The following is a 19,217-nucleotide window of genomic DNA, read 5'->3' as shown; positions in this document are numbered from 1 at the left end:
GTCCGCGTGAGAAGAGATAAGGCGCAATTCTCCGGTGAAAGGTTCTTTCATAACCGTAAACGGTAAGTGAAAGTTTACCATCAACACTTGAAACGGCAAGGTGTATCTTGTAATTGAAAATGCACGTATACTATGGCATTGAAAAACGAGTCCGATTTTCAATGCCAACCAGGAGCCATCCATGACCGATAGCAGCAAGAGCGCGCTCTCCCTTATTAGCACACACAAAGGGTACAGCGATTCCGAGCAGCGCATTGTCGACTATATATTGGAGCACCAGTCCGAGGCGCCGCGCCTGACGGCCGCCCAGCTCTCACGAGCCGCTGCCACGTCCGAGGCGACGGTTTCGCGCTTCTGCCGCAAGCTGGGCTTTGGCAGCTTCCGCAGCTTTCAGTTTTCGTTGGCTCGCGACTTGGAGAGTCAGCGCAACGAGGGCCTGACCGACGAGGTCTCGCTCGACAACATGGAGCAGAGCCTTAAAAATATCCTCGCCGCCAAGGTGAGTGAGCTTAATGCGACCATCGACGGCATTGATCACGACACGTTGGCCGCAGTTGTGCACGCGCTTAAGAATGCCGGCGTTATTGAGTTCGCCGCCGTGGGCAATACGAACGCGGTCGCGCTCGATGCGACATTTAAGTTTTCGCAGCTGGGCCTTCGCTGCATGGCAAGCACCATCAGCGAGACCTCGATTGGTTTCGCGCTCACGTTGCGCCCTGGTGATGTTATCGTGTTGATCTCGAACTCTGGCAAGTCGCGTCGACTGAACCGCATGGCAAAAGCAGCTCGCGATTGCGGCGCCACTGTAGTCGTCATCAGCAGCGACAGCAAGTCTCCACTTGCGCGCCTAGCCGACTACACCTTTAATACCGTCAATCACGAGGCACTGCTGACAACGGGCGACTTCGCGTTCTCCAAGATGAGCGCCACGATGATCATAGAGGTCATCTACAACTTCCTGCTGCCCGAAATCGAGGACGCGCGCGAGCACATCAGCTACTACGAAGAGCTCATCCAGCCGGATAAGGTCGTAGAGTAGACATTTTAGGGAGCCGATAAACGCCACTCGCCACGAAACCGGCCTATCTACTACGTTTTATCCGTATGGCCCAACCACATACCGAAAATAGAGAAAACCGCAGGCGCTCTACCTGCGGTTTTCTTTTTGCAATTCTTGACATGGTTCCCGATGGCCTATTAAACGTAGTAGATGGGCCGGTTTCGTGGCGGACAGGTCGGACATGCATGTGGCGGCACGGCCTAAGCACGCGCTTCTTCCAGCATCTGCCTGGCGTGCGCTAGGCTTGCCTCCGATTGATCGCCGCTCAGCATACGGGCGATCTCTGCGGTACGGGCATCGCCGGTCACCTCGTCCAGATGCGTTTGGGGAAAGTCGCCGGGCTCTTTACTGACCACGTAATGCTTGTCGGCCATGACGGCGACCTGCGCCAAGTGGGTTACGACAATCACCTGATGCGTAGCGGCGAGATCTGTCAGCACGCCCGCAAGTGCACGCGCCGTGGAGCCACCGACACCAGCATCGACCTCGTCAAACACCAACGTATCAACACCGTCCGCGTTACCGAGGACAACCTTGCTTGCCAGCATGACGCGGCTGAGCTCGCCGCCCGACGCAATGCGGCGCAAGGGACGAGGTGTCAAGCCAGCGCCGCTGCGATATAGCAGCTCGTAGCTTGAAGGGCCCGCCGGCGTCCATTCGGCACGCGGAAGATCGCGCGACTCCCAGACCAGCTCGGCACCGCCCATCTCCAGGCGCGCCATCTGACGGCCAACCTCGTGACAAAAGCGCGGGGCAGCGGTGTTCCGCGCGCGCTTAAGCGCCTTAGCAGCAGCAAAAAGATCGCGTTCAGCGCACCCGAGTGCCTCGCGAGCCTTCTTGATCTGCTCATCACCATCATCGACTAGAGACAGCAGCTCTCGTGAGCGGTCGCGCATGGCAAAGACATCGTCCATGGTGGGACCCCACTGACGCAGCAGGCCCTTGAGGTCGGAATACCGCTCGCGCATGCGAGCGAGCTCACGAGGGTCAAACGCAACGCCATCGCGATAGGCACGCAGCTCGTTGGCGCAATCCTCAAGCGAGATGCAGGCATCCGAAAGCGCATCGGCAATGTCACCGAGCTTGCGGTCAACGGTCGTCATGCGTGAAAGCTCGGCCACGGCGCCATTCACGGCATCGAGCGCTCCCCCCTCGGCAGCAAGCGATGCATGGGCCTCGTTGGCCGTCGCCACCAAGACCTCAGCGTGCTCCGAGCGCGGCAGCAGCTCCTCGAGTTCCTCGTACTCGCCTGGCTTGGGGTCGACCTCGGCGATACGCTCGAGGGCAAAACGCGCTTCCTCGACGCGACTCCCCTGCGCACGTGAGGCTTCCTCCACACGGCGAAGCTCCTTGGCGGCAGCACGCGAAGCCTTAAAGCAGGCACGATACTTCTCGAGCGCCTCAAGCGCCGCGCGCCCAGCCCAAGCATCGACCATGGCAACATGGTGCGCCGGGTCGAGCAGGCGCTGATGTTCATGCTGGCCGCAAAGATCCATCATCACGCCAACGCGCTCCGAAAGCTCGCGCACGCTGGCGATACGGCCGTCAATTTTTACGCGGCTGCGGCCCTCGGCAGAAAGGCTGCGCTGCACGGTGAAGCCCTCCGTGTCGTGCGGACCGTCAAACAGACGCGCCTCGACGCTGGCAAGCGCCTCGCCCTCGCGAACCGTCGACGAATCGGCGCGCTCGCCCAAAATGAGCTTGAGTGCCGAGAGCAGTGCGGTCTTACCAGCACCGGTCTCGCCGGTCAGAACCGTTAGACCCGCACTCGGAACCAACGTCGCCTCGCGAATGAGTGCAATGTTGGAAACCTGCAGCTCATCGATCATGACGCACTCCATAGAACACGCGACTCACCGAGTTATAGAAGCTCTCGGGACCGTAATCCAGCAGCAGCACATCGCCGGGACCGCGACGCACAGCCACGCTCTCGACCGTGCCGTCGCAGGTAATAAACTGTCCGTCGATAGCGATGGCAGGCACACTCGGGCGGTCGTCGGACATAAAGATCTCAACGACATCGCTTGGCGATGTCAAGAAAGCGCGAGCCTGAATGGTGTGCGGCGCGATGGGCACGCAAACCATGCCCGTATAATCGGGGCTCACGATAGGGCCGCCGGCGCTCAGCGCATAGCCGGTAGAGCCAGTCGCCGTCGACACGACGACACCGTCACCGCGCAGGCGATCGATATGATGGCCGGACACCGTAATGTCAAACTCAACCATATCGGAAAGGGGGCCGCGCGTAAGTGCCATGTCGTTGAGGGCAAACGTGCGCACGACATCCTTCGTGCCGTCTTCGCGCACCGAAACGATATCGGCGGCGATGGTGGCGCGGCGGCTCACGTGGAGCTCGCCGGACAGAGCATCGCTCACAACCTTTAAAATGTCGCGCTCCTCGGGGCTCGCTGCCGTCAAAAAGCCCAGATGACCATAGGAAAGACCCAAAATGGGAATCTCGCGGTAGTTGAGGATACGAGCCGCGCGCAGCAGCGTTCCGTCGCCGCCGAGCGTAATGACCAGGTCGGCATCGTCAACATCGGGCGCGCTTTGGATCTTGGAGCGCTGATCGGCAGCCCATGCGACCTCGTAGCCCTGGCGCGAAAGCCAAAGCTCGAGCATCAGGCCGCTCTCGACCGCCTCTTGCTTGTAGTAATTGGGAACCAGAAAGACTTTCATAGCGTTGCAGCTTTCTCGCTCAAAACCGATACCTGGGATTGCAGCTCATCGTCGGTGCGTTCGCCAGGGGCAAACCTTGTGCCGTACAGGAAAAACTCAACGTTGCCCTTAGCGCCATGGATGGGCGACACGCACACGTCAAGCGGGAACAGGCCCTTGGCGGCAAAAAGCTCAATCGCCGCCACGAGCGTATCGCGGCGGACGGCGAGGTCGGTCACGATACCGCCCTCGCCCACCAGCGCAGCCGGCGCCTCAAACTGGGGCTTTACGAGCGTGCAGAACGAACCCGAAGGATTCAGACACGCCAGCACGGCGTCGATGATATTCGCGATGCCGGTAAACGAGACATCACAAACAGCCAGGTCGATGGCGCCGGCATAGCCAAGCTCAGGCAACTGCGTCACGTTGGTGCGCTCATGCAGCGTCACGCGATCGTCCTGACGCAACGACCAATCGAACTGTGCGCGACCCACGTCCACCGAGACAACGGTCGCAGCTCCGCGCTTGAGCAGGCAATCGGTAAAGCCGCCGGTAGAGCAGCCTACGTCCAGGCAGGCAAGGCCCGTGGGGTCGATACAAAACGCATCGAGCGCACCCTCAAGCTTAAGGCCGCCGCGCCCAACGTACGGAATGCGCCCCTTAACGTGTAGCGGCAGGCCCGGCGTCACCTTGAGCCCCGGAGAGGCCAAACGCTCACCGCCGCTCGAAACCAAGCCGGCCATAAGAGTGCGAAGGGCATCCGCGCGATCGGCGCAGATGCCCTGTGAAATCAGTTCGTCATCAAGACGCACGCGTTTCATGAATGCCATCAACCATTCGTATCCGGAGATGCGGCTAGCTATCCTGGGATTCGTTTGCCGCATCCTCATCGTATTCCTGCTCGAGCTTATCGGCCTCACGCGGCGTCAGCTCAAACTTGTCGACCATATCGACCGCGCGGGAGCCCAGCTCAATCGCTTCGTCAAACAGATCGAGTGAACGCTCCAAGGACGTATCCTTGGAGCGAACGGTAGCAATGATCTGGTCCAGACGGTCCGAGATCTCGTCAAAGTTGCGGACAGAACCCTCTGGCATGGCTACTCCTCGACGGAGTCGGCCTCGACGGCCTCAGCAGCGTCCACATCCTCGGCAAGTACACCGGCGGTAGCCTGAGCGGCAGCGACCTTGGCGGCAGCCTCAGCAGCCTGGGCCTCCTCGCGAGCGCGATCCTCGGCCAGCAGTTCCTGGTACAGGTCCTCGCCCGGCAGCTCCTCGCTGCGAGCGATCTTGCCCAGCACGCCGTTGACAAACGAGGCGGACTGGTCGGTGCCATAGGCCTTGGCAAGTTCGACGGCCTCGTTGATCACGATAGCGTCCGAGACCTCTTCGTCGGTGAGGAAGCGCATCTCGTAGACGGCGATACGCAGCAGATTGCGGTCGGCGCCGGGCATGCGCATAAGATCCCAGTTCTTGGCGACGGCGCGCAGGGCACAGTCGATGCGATCGATATGCTCGTAGGCACCGCGGCACAGCTCCAGAGCATAGGGGTCGAGGGGGCCCTTCGAGATCAGGAAATCGCCCTCGAGGACGCGCTCGAGCGGGCTGTCCGTGGCCTCGGCCTGGAACAGCAGCTGCAGCGCCTGACTGCGGGCAAGCGTGCGCCCGCGATAAACCTTAAGGCTCAAAGGTTACTCCTTGGGGAAAACGAGGCCGTCGATGCAAACGTCAACGCGCTCGACCTCGACACCCACCTGGGCATCGATGGCGGCGACTACAGCGGCGCGAACGGCCTCGGCGAGTTTCTTGAACGGATAGCCAAAGAACACCACGACACGCACGGTGAGTGCGAGCTTGTCGCCGACGACCTCGGCTTCGACCGCCGGCTCGGAAGCCGGGGCCTTAGACGAGAGCATCATGGAGACAAGGTTGGTGGCAAGGTCCTTGACGCCAACGGAGGCGATGCCCTCGACATCGGACACGGCGCGCGAGACGATGGCGGTCAGAACATCGGGCGAAATGCCGATGCCGTCAATCTTGATTTCCTGGGGCATGAGTCCTCCTAGAAGAGTTGGTTGCTAGACGCGGGAGACGAACTTGCCGTCGCGGGTGTCAACCTTGATGACCTCGCCCTCGTTGAGGTACATGGGGACCTGGATGACAGCGCCGGTGTCGATCGTGGCCGGCTTGGTGGAGCCCTGGACGGTGTCGCCCTTAAAGCCCGGGTCGGTCTGGACGATGGTGGTCTCGATGAACATCGGCGGGGTCACGCCCATGAGCTCATCGTCGGCGAAGAGCAGCTGGCAAATGTCGTTCTCGCGCAGCCACTTGGAGTTCTCGCCCACCATGTCCTCGGGAACAGGAACCTGCTCATAGGTCTCATTGTCCATGAAGATGTAGTCGGCGCCATCGTTGTAGAGGTACTGGAACTCACGGGTGGTGAGCATGACGCTCTCGAACTTGGTGCCGGCGTTGCAGGTGTTCTCGACGACGCGGCCGCTCTTGATGTCGCGGGTCTTGTAGCGCACAAACGCGCCGCCCTTGCCCGGCTTGACATGCTGGAACTCGACAATGGTGTAGACCTTGTCCTTAATGCGGAGACCGAGGCCGTTCTTGAAGTCGGCGGTAGAAATGGTAGGCATAGCGACCTTTCTTGTTATGGGCAGAACGCACAAGCGTCCAATTTACATACGACCGAAATTATACACTTGCAGACGGCGCCTGCAGCGAGCGCATAAAAAGAGAACGCGGGGCGCCCGAATTGCTCCGGACACCCCGCCCCAAAAATCTATCGAAATGAGCTAGCAATCGATAATGTGCAGGTCGTGCGGGGTCTTGGTGAAGGGCTCATAGCCGTTCTCGGTGACCACGCCGTAGTCCTCCAGGCGCACGCCGCCCACGCCGGGCAGATACACGCCAGGCTCCATGGTGATAACCGAGCCGACCTCGATGGTGTTCTTGCTGCGGTTGAAGTTGGGCAGCTCATGGATGTCGATGCCCACGCCGTGACCCAGACCATGGTTGTAGTAATCGCCATAGCCGGCATCGCCGATGATCTTCTTGGAAAGCTTGAAAATGTCGTTGCCCTCCACGCCCGGATGGATGGCGGCGACGCACTCCTCGTGTGTACGGCGCACGAGCGCGTACAGGTCGAGCTGCTCCTGGGTAGGCTCGCCCATCACGACGGTGCGTGTCATGTCGGAGCGGTAATCACAGTAGCCCGCGCCGTAATCCATAAGAACGAAATCGCCCTTCTCGATCACGCGGTCGCTCGGCACGGCATGCGGGTTGGCGGTGTTGGGACCACTCGCCACGATGGAGCCGAAGGCAAGGCTATCGGCGCCGTTGGCGAACATAAAGTTCTCGAGCTCGTTGCGAACCTGCTTCTCGGTCATGCCGGGCTTAATAAAGCCGAGCATATGCTGGAAGGCGGCATCGGTGATCGACTGCGCATGGCGCATGAGCTCGATCTCCTCGGCGTCCTTGATGGCGCGCATCTTGCGAATGTCGTCATGCATCAGCGGCAGCATGCAGGCGACGGAACGATCCTCCAGACCACGCTGAATGCCCTGGTAGAAGTTGATCTGCATGTCGTCCTCGACAGCGCAGACGCGGCACTTGTTGGCCGCGATCTTGCCGGCGACCCAACCGGGGATGGTACCCTCGTCCATGTCGTAGACCCAAGGGCTGCCGGCGGGCGTGTTCTCCTCAAAGCTGTTGAGGTAGCGCGAGTCGGTATGGAACAGGCACTGGTCAGCCGTAATAAACGCCGCGTGCGGGAACTCGAAGGTGTAATCGAAGACGCCCTTCACGCCCGTGAGCCAACGAAGGTTGGCCTCGTCGCGCACCACGATGGCATCGTAGCCGCGCTCGACCATCAGGGCACGGACACGCTCGATACGACCGGCAGGACCGGCAGCAAACTCAGACATGCAGATTCCTTTCTTGTTGCCTCTATAAAGACGGGACGGGTCTCAACCGAACGACAGAATCGCATGCGATCCGCAACCGACTGAAAACCCGCCCCTCAACATGATACGAAAGACAATGGATGTCAATAAATCTTAGAGAAGTTCTTTGCGAGAAGCCAAGTAGGCGTGAGCATGGCGCTCAAGAACCTCGTCCTCAACGCTCGTGAGACGAATGGCGCCGAGTGCCGCGGGCAGCGGCAACATACTGCGGTTCGAACGGACAAACTGCTGCCTGCGGAACTCCTCGATATATGCGGCAGGCTCCAGATCGAAGGCAAGCTCCTCGATACCAAAGTCCTCCAGGCAGTCATCGACCTCAAAGACGTAATCGATATCGAAGTCGCAGGCATCATGTGCTAGGCGCGCCTCAAAGCGCATGCCCTCGGACAACAGCTGGTAGGCAGGGACCTGCGAAGCGGCATCGCCCAAGCAAGCGCGCAGGGTACGCTCCCCCGTCTTGCCAAAATCGAGCGCATGGCGGGCGCTCGGGTTCGTGGCCGTCAGCACGTCCTTGCGGGCAGTCTGAGACCATTGGACGGCATTGACGAGCGCGACCTCCTCACCAGCAAGAATCTCGGGGACAGTCTCAATAAACTGATTCCAGCGCGACTTGCTGCTCGAAAGCATGGTGCCGACAAGTACCGCATAGCCGAGCTTGAGGTCCTCGGGGTCCGCTTCGCGAACAAGGTCGAGGTCACACACGACCAAGCCCGGTTCGGGACGGAACGCGATAGCGGGAAGCGCATTGGCCGACGAGGCGACGAGCGACTTCATGGTCGTCGCGACCGTGAGCATGGCGTCGAAGGTCGTCGGCAACAGCGCGCACTCAGTTCGGCCGCACCACTGGTTGGCGCACCAGCTAACAACCGAGCAGGTTGCGGCATCGCCAACGGCGACAACCAGATCGTCGCAGGTAACGCCGTTGGCAGACAGGGCGCCAAAGATAGCATCGGCATCGGTCAGCGTAGCACCGGCAGGCGAAACCTCGAGGACGAGCGGCGACACGGCAAAGCCGGCATCGACCAGAGCGTGCTCAACGATCTCGCCAAAGCGGTCGGAAACAGCACTGTTCCAGACAACCATCGCACGCTTGGGCTTGCCCACGGCCGAGGCAAACATACGCGACAACTCACTAAAAGCGTTAAAGCCGACGCGAACATCGACACTGCGGTTTTGGAAATTGATCAGTTGACGGCGAATCATAGCAGTCCACGCTCCAAAAGCATCTCGGCACAAAGGTAGGAAACGTCCTCGAAGGACTTGTTGTGAATATCAAGGGTAAGGTCGGCAGCCTGGCGATACAGCGGACGGCGATGCTCAAACAGGCGCGCGGCATGCTCGGGCGAGCGGAAATCGGGGCGCGTGTCGGACCGACGAATCTGGCGAATCGAATCCTCAAAGTCGCCCTCGAGGTACACGCACGTACCCATTTCGTGCATCAGCTCAATATTCACCGGCGTCTCGACGATACCGCCCCCGCACGAAACCAACAGGCTGCGCTCGCTTTGGAGCGAACGGAGCGCCGAGGTCTCGAGCTCGCGAAAACGATCCTCGCCCTCGGTCTCAAAAATCTCGGTTACCGACTTGCCGCAACGGCGCACGACCAGGCGGTCGGTATCGATAAAACGCCGCTTAAACATAGTGCCGACGTTGCGCGCGAGCGTCGATTTGCCCGCGCCCAAAAAGCCGATAAAGAAGATATGGTCGCAGCCGTGTTTGGTGTGCTGGGACATAGCGAGACCTAATCCTCGCAGGGAAGGTCGCGCAGGGCCCGGCGCTCAAAGATACGGAAGATCTGCGTATACCACAGGTCCTGCGTCGCCTGCGGCTTTACCAAGATGGTATCGACGCCGGCGAAGTTGCCGCTCCACACGTCCGTGTAGAGCTGATCACCGATCAGCACCGCCTCGTCGGCCGTGGCGCCGAGGCGCTTAAGACCCGCCTTGAGGGCAAACGGCGCCGGCTTCATGGCGTGGCTGATGGCCTCGAGTCCCAGCTCGCGTGCAGAGCTCATGACCTGGTCGCGATGCCAGTTGTTGGACACCATGCACAGCTTAAAGCCTTTGGCGCGGGCGGCGTCGAGCCAAGCGGAAACCGCGGCGGGAACCTGCTCGGTGTCGCGCGGCACCAAGGTGTTATCGCGATCGAGCAGAATGGCGCGTTTGCCGTCGGCCCACAGGGTATCAAGGTCGATGCGATCGACCGAGGCAACGTATCGTTTGGGGCTAAAAATCCTCATGCTAATTCCAAGACTGTTGATGCTCTTCGTAGGTTTGCGAGAAGTACTCCTCGTCCTGCGTAATGTAGAAATACAGGTCATCGGAGTCGGTCGGCTCAAGCGTGGCCTTGAGTGCCTCGAGCGACGGAGAGCAGATGGGCGTGGGTGGCAGACCCTCGTGCTTATAGGTGTTATACGGACTATCGCTCTGCAGGTCGTCGGCGGTAACCTCGCCACCGGTGACATACATCATGGTAGCGTCGCTGTTGAGATAGCGCAGGCCGTCGAGCTTGCCGGCAAGGCGGTTGTAGAAGACCGAGGCCACGTGCGCACGTTGATCGGCGTTGAGGCCCTCGCGCTCAACGATAGAGGCCAAGTTGACGATGTCGTAGTCGGACATCTCCACACCGTAGCGCTCCTTGATCTTGGCTTCGCAGCTCGCAAAGTCAAGCGACTTGTACTCGGTCTTAAACTGATCGAGCATAGCGTGAATCACGTCATCGGCCGTCGGCGAATCACCCAACGAATAGGTCTTGGGGAACAAGAAACCCTCAAGCGAGTCGTTGGCGGCGCCCTTAAGGAAGCTATAGTCGTCCACGTAGTTGGAGGCCTTGGCCTGGTTGAGGAAGTCTTCCTTAGAGATGCTGTCGTAGGCCTGGGCCACACGGTCGGCGACCTGATCGACCGTTAGACCCTCGGGAATAGTAAGCGCATTGGAGCCCGCGTTGGGGCCTTCCATGAGCTGCTGAACAACCTTGGTCGCATCCATGAGTGTGGTGAACGAATAAGTACCAGGCTTGAGCGACATATCGGCGTTGAGCTTTTTAACCGCCGCATAGTAATCCTTGGGATTCTCGACGATATGGTTCTCGGAGAGAATCGAAGCGATGGTGTCACCCGAGGCACCATCGGGAATGGTCACCGTAACCTGCTGTCCAGCCGTGACCTTCGTATCCTCACCGGCAAAGAAGCCCTTGACGGCCGGCACGACAAAGAAAACGATCGCGACAAGCGCAAGCACCGCCACCACAACGCCGATGATCATGGGAACCGGAGAGCTCTTCTTTTGAGAACCGCGACGAGTATGCGTGTTGTAGCTCGAGCGGGTCGCCGGAGCAACGCCATGCGAACCGCGAGCGTGATGCGAATGCGATTGGGGGGCCTGCGTTCGCTGGGTAGGTGCCTGCTGCTTAAAGCGGGTACCGCCTGCAGGCTGGGCCGTACGAGCAGTGGGCTGCTGAGCCGCGTGAGAAGCCGGATGCTGAACCGAACGAGCAGAAGGCTGCTGACCCGTCCGTTGAACAGGTTGGGCCGAACGAGAGAAGGACTGCACCGAGCGCGCGGCAGGCTGAGCTGCGCGCTGCGTCGGCTGTGCCGGACGCTGGCCAGGCTGGGCAGTGCGCGACGCCGGCTGCCGTGTACGATTCTGCTGGCGCGGATCGGAAGCGCTAGGCATGCGAAACCTCCTCGTTTTTACGATCGAGCCACGTCTGCAAAAACAGGCTGGCGGCAATCATGTCGATCTTGCCCCTCATCTGCTTTTCGTTGAGGCCCTGCTCACGCAGGATACGCTTGGCCTCTTGTGAAGACAGACGTTCGTCCTCAAACTCCAGCGGAAGATCGAGCTCGTCGGCAATCTTTTGCGCCACGGCGGCAACGCGCTCGGCCTGGGGGCCGGGCTCACCGGCCATGGTCAAGGGACGTCCGCTTACCAGGATGTCGGGCTCATAGTCCTCGACCAGGTAGCGGAACGTCTTGGCCATACCGGTGACCTCGGCGGCCGGAAGCACCTTGACGGGCATCGCCATCTTGCCATCACGGCTCGAGACGGCGATGCCGATCCTGGTCTCCCCTATGTCCAGCGCAAGCGCGACCACAGCGACTTCTTAGATTCTTAGGCGCCGAGCGCGGTCTTGGCGGCCGCGAGGGCATCGGCGATGCCAGCAGCATTCTTGCCACCGGCCTGGGCCATGTTGGGACGGCCACCACCGCGACCGTCGACCAGACCCGCGATCTGCTTGATCACGTTACCGGCGTGGAACCCGGCCTTCACGGCGTCATCGGAGCCGGCAGCGAGCAGCGCAGGCGTGCCCTTCTCAGTCACGCTGGCGACGACACAAGCGACAGGGCCGGCGACCTTCTGGTGCACGGTATCCCATACGTTGCGCAGGTCAGCAGCCTCAAGGCCCTGGAGCTCAGCAACGACCAGCTTGTAGCCGCCGAGCTCGACAGCACCCTCGATGGCACTGGAAATGGCGTCGGAGGAGCCACCGGTCAGAGCCTTTTTGAGCTTGTTGGACGTCTCGCGCAGCTCGGCCTGCAGGTTCTCCACACGGGCGGGAACCTCGTCGACGCGGCACTTGAGCGCAGCGGCGGCGGCGTCAACGAGCGCCAAGCGGTCGGCCATGTAGTCGAGGGCACCCTTAGAGGTCACAGCCTCGATACGGCGGACATTGGAGCCTGTGGAGGACTCGGAAATAATCTTGAACAGGCCGATCTCGGCGGTGTTGGCGGCATGGGTGCCACCGCAGAGCTCGCGAGAGAACGGCTGGTCCTCGGCGCCCACGGAGACGACGCGAACGACATCGCCGTACTTCTCGCCAAATAGAGCGACAGCGCCGGCAGCCTTAGCCTCGTCGATGCCCATGACACGGGTCACGACCGGCTTGGAAGCGAAGATTTGCTGGTTGACCAGGTCCTCGACAGCCTTGAGCTGCTCAGAGGACAGAGCCTCGAAGTGCGTGAAGTCAAAGCGCAGGTGCTCGGTCGTCACCAGCGAGCCGGCCTGGGAGACATGCTCGCCCAGAACCTGCTTAAGCGCGGCATCGAGCAGATGCGTGGCGGTGTGGTTGCGGCGCAGGAAGCCACGACGCTCGGCGTCGAGAGCGGCGGTCACAGCGGCACCGACAGTCAGCGTGCCATCGGCAACGTGCGCTACGTGGGCATACAGGCCGTTGTGGTTCTTGGTGTCGGCAACGGTCAGAACAACGCCCTCGGCGGAAAGCTTGCCGGCATCGCCCTGCTGACCACCCATCTCGGCATAGAACGGGGTGCGGTCGAGCACGACCTCGACATCCTCGCCCGCGGCTGCGGACTCGACGGACTCGCCGTTGCGCACGATGGCGACAACCTTGGCGCCCTCGATCACATCGTTGTCATAGCCGTCGAACTCGGTCGCTGCGACCTTGTCGGAAAGCTCGACCCACACGTCGTTGAAGCTACCCCAGGCGTCGCCCTTGGCGTTAGCGCGGGCGCGGGCCTTCTGGTCCTCCATGCAGGCAGTGAAGCCGTCCATGTCGACGTCGTGGCCAGCGGTGCCGGCGATCTCGACGGTCAGATCGATGGGGAAACCAAAGGTGTCGTGCAGCTTAAAGGCGACATCGCCCGGAAGCACAGCGCCCTCGGCAAGCGCTGCCAGGGCCTCGTCCAGGTAGACACGGCCATTGTCGAGCGTCGTGGAGAAGCGCTCCTCCTCGGAGGCGACGATACCCTTGACGAGCGCGACGTTCTTGAGCAGCTCGGGATAGGCCTCGCCCATTTGAGCGTTGACCTCGTCGATGAACTTGGTCAGGAAGGCGCCCTCGATGCCCAGCAGGCGACCGTGGAACACGGCACGGCGGAGCAGACGGCGAAGGACGTACTCGCGACCCTCGTTGCCGGGAAGGATGCCGTCCGAGATCATAAAGTCGACAGCACGGGAGTGGTCGGCGATGATGCGCAGGGAGCGGCTGGCGCCGGAGTAATCGTCGGCGTCATAGGTCTTGCCGCTGATCTCCTCACCGAGCTTGATGAGGTGCTGCATCAGATCGCCGTCGTAGTTAGCAGTCTTGTGCTGCATGATAGCGGCCATACGCTCCAGGCCCATGCCCGTATCGAGGTTGCGGTGCGGCAGCTCCGGCATGGAGCCGTCCTCCTGGCGGTCGTACTGGGTAAACACGAGGTTCCAGAACTCAAGGAAGCGGTCGCAGTCGCAGCCAGGCTTGCAGTCGGGGCTGCCGCAGCCGACCTCCTCGCCCATGTCAAAGTAGATCTCGGAGCACGGACCGCAGGGACCGGTGGGGCCAGCGGCCCAGAAGTTGTCGTCCTCGCCCAGGCGGGAGATGTGATCCTCGGCAACGCCCAGAGAACGCCACACGTCGTGGGTCTCGTCGTCCTCGGTAAAGACGGTAAAGTACAGGCGGTCGAGCGGCAGCTTGAACTCCTTAGTGATGAGCTCAAAGGCCCAAGCGCAGGCCCGCTGCTTGGAGACGCCGCCAAAGGAGAAGTCGCCGAGCATCTCGAAGAAGGACAGGTGACGGCCGTCCTCGCCGATGCAGTCGATGTCGTTGGTGCGGACGCACTTCTGGCAGGAGATCGCGCCGATCTCCTTCATGGTCTTCTTGCCCTGGTAGTACTCCTTAAACTGGTTCATGCCGGCGTTGGCAAGCAGCAGCGAAGGATCGTCGGGGACGAGGGACGAAGAAGGATAGAGCTTAAGACCGCGCTCCTCAAAGAAGTTGAGGAACTTAGAGCGGATCTCGGCCGTAGTCATTGACGGGTAGTCAGCACTCATAGAGGGAATCTCCTCGGTTTCACATCGAAACAGTTCAAACGTAACGATATTACCATCCCGCCGCGCAAGTGCAAAAAAGAGGGCCGGCACAATGCCGGCCCTTCAGCGAAATTGCATGTTAGCGCGTATGAATGTTAACCCGAATTACCCCGCTAGTTGTCGTCATCGTCCATGGAGCCGTCGATGCCGGTTTTGGTGTCGTCATCCGAGTTGGAATCATCATCCTTGGCGAAGGGGTTCTTGAAGAAACCGGTCGCATCGGGCTGCAGGCCCGAGAGCTTAATCCAGGGATTATCGAGCTCGGGTTTGGGCATGGCCTTGGCCTCGGGCGCAGTCTCGTTGCCGATGAGCTCGGACTCGTAAATGAAGGTGTCGTCGCCGAGCGCGTCATAGGCGGCGACCGGGTTGCCATCGGCATCACGGTACGGCGTGCCTTTAAACACGGCGCCGTCGTATGCCACGAGCTGGCGGCCGGTCTCATTCTCGAAGTAGTACACGAAGATACCCTTGAGAGCCGCACAAAGCGGGATGGCAATAATCATGCCGATGGGACCCATAAGTGCCGAGCCAATAACGAGCGCCGTGAGGCTCATGATGGGATGCACCTGCACCGAGCTCTGCATGACCTTAGGCGAAATCACGTTGTCGGTGACGTTTTGCGCGACCATCGTCACGATGAGCGTCCATAACGCCAACATAGGGCTGAACATGAAACCGAGCACTGTGGCGATTGCTGCGCTCACCCAGGGACCGACGACCGGAACCAAATGCATGATGCCGGTAAAGATAGCCATGAGCGCCGCATACGGATGGCCGATGATAATAAAACCGATAAAAGCGAGGAAACCACCGCAGATGGACGTCACGACCATACCGCGCATGTAACCGCCGACAGAGCGAGAAAGGATGGCGACCATAAAGCGGTACGAGGTCTCCTTCTCCTGACCGATGATGGTGCAAATCTCGTGGTGCATGCGAGGGTAGTCGCAGGCCATCCAGTAGGCAAGCACCAGACCAAGGAAGATCACGAACAGCTGCGAGGCCGTATTGGTGATGAGCGGGAACACACCACGGCCAAGCTCGGCAGCGATCTGAGACACATACTTCGATGCCACGGCGACCAGCGACGAAAGATTATCGTCCAAATACTCCTTGAGCGGCGTATTGTTGAGCGTCTTGGCATGCGAGATCATCTCGTTGAGGTCGCCACCCGCAACACGAAGCTGCTCGGGCAGGCGGCTCAGGACTTCCATGATCTGACCAAAGAGAATCGGCGACAAGATGCAAACGACACCGACGAGCACGGCAACAACAACAATAAGCGCGATAAGCGAACCGATGCCACGATTCACGCCATGGTGCTCGAGCCAGTTGGTGATCGGGGACATCACAAAAGCAATGATGGAGCCGACGGCAAGAAACTCAATAACCGGTGCCAGGATGCCCATAAGGTTAAAGATGACAGCGGCGATGACAATGCAGCCGACAACAGCCCAAATGCGAAGCGTCAGAATGCGGGTGTCGCGCAGCACGCGATCGGTTTGTTGGGGGTGCTCACTCATGAACGAATCATCACTCCGTCGGGGTCGATCTTGTCCTGAATCTTCTTAAGCGTGCGGCGCAGCAGACGCGAAACCTGCACCTGCGAGATACCCAGCTTCTTGGCGATCTCGATCTGGGTCATGCCCTTCACAAAACGCAGCTCGATCACCTCGCGCTCGCGCGGCGAGAAATCACGGATGGCCTCCTCGATCACCAGGCGGTCATCGGTAAAGTCGAGCTCGTTGTCGTCGTCGGCGTAACGGTCGAGAATCGAGGGGGCATCGTCGGAATCGGACGCACCAGGAGCCTCGATGGGCACCGAAGTATAGGCCGAAGACGATTCCATAGCCTCCAGGACCTCATCGACAGTCACGTCTAGATACTCGGCGATTTCCTCAACCTTGGGCGAGCGCTGCAACTCGTTGGTGAGCTTGTCGGTAGCCTGGTTAACCTTGGCAGAAAGCTCCTGCAGGCGACGAGGCACGCGCACGCTCCAGCCCTTGTCGCGGAAATGACGCTTGATCTCGCCCAAGATGGTGGGCGTGGCAAACGTGGTGAACTCGAGTCCGCGCTCAGGGTCAAAGCGGTCGATAGCCTTGAGCAAACCCAGATAGCCGACCTGCATGAGGTCGTCGAGCGGCTCGCCGCGATTCTTAAATTTGTTGGCAAGAAACCTTACCAGGTTCATATGGGACATGACGAGCTGCTCGCGGGCGTCCGGATCACCGGTCTCCTTGTAGCGACGAAACAGCTCGCGGGTTTTCTCCTTGTCCCAAGCGGTCTTGCCGCTCCGGGAACGTTCGGTCATATTAGATATCCGCCTTGAGGTCGAGGGAAAGCGTCAGGGGCGCCGCGGTCTTTTCGTAGGAGTCGCACACGCTTGCAAGGATGAGCTCGGCATACACCGCAGCCTGGTCGTCTTCATCGACAGTCGCCTGATCGCCAAAGGTAATAGTCATGCCAACGTGGGTCTCATCGACATCGAATTTGATGGTGATGTCGTCGCAGTCGACCGCGGTGCACCCAAAGATGAAGGCCTCCTCGGCAGCCATACGGATGTCCTCGATACGATCGACGGACATAGAGCACAGAGCGCCGACGTTGGCGGCCGTCATGCGCACCAAGCGCGCGAGACGCGGATCACCGGCAACGCTCAGCGTAATGGGGCAGGTTGCTTCGCTACTCATCGCAGGACTCCTCGGAGGTCTCGGCAGGCGTATAAGTGTAATACTGAGCAGGCTTGGCTGCGGGCTTCTGAGCCGCATCCGCGCCATCGACGGCCTCGTCCTCAGCCTCACCAATCAGAACGCGCTCGGTAGGCTGCTCGGCCTCGGCGGCGGCAGCGGCGAGCTTGCGATCGGCGTCGGCTGCAGGAGCCTTCACCTTATTGAAAAGCTTCTGCACGGCACCGGCCGCAGAATCAGTCACGCTCGATACGGCATTACTGGCCTCGGCCATGCTGCCCGTGACCTCAGAAATGTCGCGAACGACCGCCTCAACCTCAACGAGGTTGGACGTCAGGGCGTCAACGGCAGTCTTGCTCGACTTGAGGAGTGGCTCAACCTGTGCCAGCGCAGGGGTGAGCTCATCAACGGCGCCATCGAGCTTTGCCACCACGGGCTGTGCCTCGGCGAGCGTATTGTTAAGGTCACTCACCGTCTTGTCGAGCGAATCAACAACGGTGCGGGTCTTACGCAGCGTGAGCGCGAGCTCGACAACAGCCCACACGCCGGCAACGGCGAGCAGCAGCAGGGCGATTTGAATGGGACTCATACAAGCCTCCCGAAGGAATCGAAATACAGACGCTTTTCATGGTACCCCAAAGAAGGGCAAAGATACCCAAAGGGAATGTGCGAGGCGCCAATGACCTACTTGGGGGCGTTGCCGCTACGGTCGCGCTCGCTTTGCTCCACACGCCACTCTTCCCAACCGCGGCCGGCAGGCTGCCAGAACGCGCCGCGCTCCAGGCCTTCAGGCAAATAGCGCTGATCGACCCAGCCTTCGGGATAGTCATGCGGATACTTGTACACACCGTATTCTTCGCTGCCCGGACGATGACGATCGCGCAGATAGCTCGGTACCTCACGCAAGCCACTGCTGTGGATATCGGCCAGCGCCGCATCGATCGAGGCCTCGCACGCGTTGGACTTAGGCGCCAGGCACACATAGAGCGCAGCCTGTGCCAGGTTGATGCGACACTCGGGATAGCCAATGACCTCGGCAGATTTAAATGCGGCATGTGCCACCAGCAGCGCCTGTGGATCGGCATTGCCAACATCCTCGGAAGCCTGAATCATAATACGGCGAGCGATAAACTTGGGATCCTCCCCCGCATCGATCATGCGCGCAAGCCAATAAATGGTGGCATCGGGGTCGCTGCCGCGCATTGACTTAATAAACGCGCTGATGATGTCGTAGTGCATGTCACCGTTTTTGTCATACGAAAACCCGCGACGCGGATTGGCGATCTTCACGTCATCCACGGTAATGGGATAGCGTTCCCCCGCCGCCGGCGCTGGCGTTCCCTCAGTATCGGGACGCGTAACGGCAATCTCGCTCGCAAGCTCGAGCGTCGTGAGCGCCGAGCGCGCATCACCCGCGGCCAGCGTGCAAATGGTCTTGACTGTATCCTCATCGGCCGAGAACTTACCGTTTAAACCCTGCGGTGCCTCGAGCGCACGCTCAACGAGCGTGGCTATATCCTCATCCTTCAGGTGCTCAAGCTCTACCACGCGCCCACGCGACAACAGTGCGGAGTTGACCTCGAAGTACGGGTTCTCGGTCGTGGCGCCAATCATAATGACGGTACGGTTTTCAACCGCATGCAAAAGCGCATCCTGCTGCGACTTCGAAAAACGGTGAATCTCGTCGATGAACAAGATGGTACGGCGGTCATACGTATTCAGGCGCGTCTTTGCCTCGTCGATCACGCGACGCAGGTCCTTCACGGTACCCGTGACGGCGCTGACCTCGACAAACTCGCTCTTGGTATGGTTAGCGATAATGTGGGCCAGCGTCGTTTTGCCCGTACCGGCCGGCCCATACAGAATCACGCTCGATAGCACATCATGCTCGATCGCCGCACGCAACCACGAACCCTTGCCCACGGCCTTTTGCTGCCCCACGTACTCGTCGAGCGAATTGGGGCGCATGCGCACCGCAAGCGGCGCGTTCTGAAAGGAACGCTCGCGCGTCGAAGCAGAAAAAAGGTCGTCCATA

General features: G+C 60.2%; 20 protein-coding genes. 1 reads left to right on the top strand and 19 read right to left on the bottom strand.

Annotation, left to right across the window (positions count from 1 at the left end; translation table 11 throughout):
- Positions 1-181: 181 nt before the first annotated feature.
- A complete protein-coding gene (locus DW195_RS01755) occupies positions 182-1,039 on the top strand; it encodes a MurR/RpiR family transcriptional regulator (RefSeq protein WP_117637710.1) in 858 nt (285 codons plus the stop codon).
- Positions 1,040-1,260: 221 nt separating this feature from the next.
- Here DW195_RS01755 and DW195_RS01750 read toward each other — a convergent pair whose 3' ends face one another.
- The 19 genes from DW195_RS01750 to DW195_RS01660 form a co-directional block, all read right to left on the bottom strand.
- Positions 1,261-2,889, bottom strand: coding sequence for a DNA repair protein RecN (locus DW195_RS01750; RefSeq protein ID WP_118065373.1), 1,629 nt, complete (start codon positions 2,887-2,889; stop codon positions 1,261-1,263).
- Complete coding sequence (locus DW195_RS01745; protein ID WP_118065371.1) at positions 2,879-3,739, bottom strand: NAD(+)/NADH kinase; 861 nt, start codon at positions 3,737-3,739, stop codon at positions 2,879-2,881. The genes DW195_RS01750 and DW195_RS01745 overlap by 11 nt, the downstream gene beginning before the upstream one ends.
- The gene (locus DW195_RS01740) at positions 3,736-4,539 is read right to left on the bottom strand and encodes a TlyA family RNA methyltransferase (RefSeq protein ID WP_233540790.1); all 804 of its coding nucleotides are present in this window, start codon (positions 4,537-4,539) and stop codon (positions 3,736-3,738) included. The genes DW195_RS01745 and DW195_RS01740 overlap by 4 nt, the downstream gene beginning before the upstream one ends.
- A 34-nt stretch (positions 4,540-4,573) precedes the next feature.
- Positions 4,574-4,813 (bottom strand): exodeoxyribonuclease VII small subunit, encoded by a 240-nt coding sequence (locus DW195_RS01735; RefSeq protein WP_006233978.1) that lies wholly within the window; start codon positions 4,811-4,813, stop codon positions 4,574-4,576.
- Between the two features lie 2 nt (positions 4,814-4,815).
- On the bottom strand, positions 4,816-5,403 hold the full coding sequence (gene nusB / locus DW195_RS01730) for a transcription antitermination factor NusB (protein WP_117806187.1): 588 nt from the start codon (positions 5,401-5,403) through the stop codon (positions 4,816-4,818).
- 3 nt (positions 5,404-5,406) lie between these two features.
- Positions 5,407-5,769: an Asp23/Gls24 family envelope stress response protein gene (locus tag DW195_RS01725; RefSeq protein ID WP_006233982.1), complete on the bottom strand. Its 363-nt coding sequence runs from the start codon at positions 5,767-5,769 to the stop codon at positions 5,407-5,409.
- A gap of 24 nt (positions 5,770-5,793) precedes the next feature.
- Positions 5,794-6,357, bottom strand: a complete 564-nt coding sequence (gene efp, locus DW195_RS01720) for an elongation factor P (protein ID WP_117806186.1) — start codon at positions 6,355-6,357, stop codon at positions 5,794-5,796.
- A 159-nt stretch (positions 6,358-6,516) separates the two neighbouring features.
- Positions 6,517-7,647 (bottom strand): Xaa-Pro peptidase family protein, encoded by a 1,131-nt coding sequence (locus tag DW195_RS01715; RefSeq protein ID WP_118065367.1) that lies wholly within the window; start codon positions 7,645-7,647, stop codon positions 6,517-6,519.
- Between the two features lie 132 nt (positions 7,648-7,779).
- Positions 7,780-8,889 carry a hypothetical protein gene (locus DW195_RS01710; RefSeq protein ID WP_118205623.1) on the bottom strand — a complete coding sequence of 370 codons (1,110 nt, stop codon included), beginning with the start codon at positions 8,887-8,889 and terminating at the stop codon, positions 7,780-7,782.
- Positions 8,886-9,419, bottom strand: a complete 534-nt coding sequence (locus tag DW195_RS01705; protein ID WP_118205622.1) for a shikimate kinase — start codon at positions 9,417-9,419, stop codon at positions 8,886-8,888. Before DW195_RS01705 ends, DW195_RS01710 begins: the two co-directional genes overlap by 4 nt.
- 8 nt (positions 9,420-9,427) lie before the next feature.
- Entirely contained in the window at positions 9,428-9,925 is a 498-nt protein-coding gene (locus DW195_RS01700; protein WP_117769616.1) for a YqeG family HAD IIIA-type phosphatase, read from the bottom strand.
- Between the two features lies 1 nt (position 9,926).
- A complete protein-coding gene (gene mltG, locus DW195_RS01695; RefSeq protein ID WP_233540781.1) occupies positions 9,927-11,360 on the bottom strand; it encodes an endolytic transglycosylase MltG in 1,434 nt (477 codons plus the stop codon).
- Entirely contained in the window at positions 11,353-11,781 is a 429-nt protein-coding gene (gene ruvX / locus DW195_RS01690) for a Holliday junction resolvase RuvX (RefSeq protein WP_035138185.1), read from the bottom strand. The genes mltG and ruvX overlap by 8 nt, the downstream gene beginning before the upstream one ends.
- 17 nt (positions 11,782-11,798) lie before the next feature.
- The gene (alaS, locus tag DW195_RS01685; protein WP_118205620.1) at positions 11,799-14,456 is read right to left on the bottom strand and encodes an alanine--tRNA ligase; all 2,658 of its coding nucleotides are present in this window, start codon (positions 14,454-14,456) and stop codon (positions 11,799-11,801) included.
- 152 nt (positions 14,457-14,608) lie between these two features.
- Positions 14,609-16,018, bottom strand: a complete 1,410-nt coding sequence (locus DW195_RS01680) for an AI-2E family transporter (protein WP_118205619.1) — start codon at positions 16,016-16,018, stop codon at positions 14,609-14,611.
- Positions 16,015-16,806, bottom strand: a complete 792-nt coding sequence (locus DW195_RS01675) for an RNA polymerase sigma factor SigF (protein ID WP_022094589.1) — start codon at positions 16,804-16,806, stop codon at positions 16,015-16,017. Before DW195_RS01675 ends, DW195_RS01680 begins: the two co-directional genes overlap by 4 nt.
- Position 16,807: 1 nt before the next feature.
- Positions 16,808-17,185 carry an ATP-binding protein gene (locus tag DW195_RS01670; protein ID WP_118205618.1) on the bottom strand — a complete coding sequence of 126 codons (378 nt, stop codon included), beginning with the start codon at positions 17,183-17,185 and terminating at the stop codon, positions 16,808-16,810.
- Positions 17,178-17,771: a hypothetical protein gene (locus tag DW195_RS01665; RefSeq protein WP_118205617.1), complete on the bottom strand. Its 594-nt coding sequence runs from the start codon at positions 17,769-17,771 to the stop codon at positions 17,178-17,180. Before DW195_RS01665 ends, DW195_RS01670 begins: the two co-directional genes overlap by 8 nt.
- A 95-nt stretch (positions 17,772-17,866) precedes the next feature.
- On the bottom strand, positions 17,867-19,216 hold the full coding sequence (locus DW195_RS01660) for a replication-associated recombination protein A (RefSeq protein ID WP_199576284.1): 1,350 nt from the start codon (positions 19,214-19,216) through the stop codon (positions 17,867-17,869).
- Position 19,217 lies beyond the last annotated feature (1 nt).

The organism is Collinsella sp. AM17-1, assembly GCF_003470665.1.
Lineage (GTDB): Bacteria > Actinomycetota > Coriobacteriia > Coriobacteriales > Coriobacteriaceae > Collinsella.
This window is presented reverse-complemented; position numbering and strand designations above follow the sequence as displayed.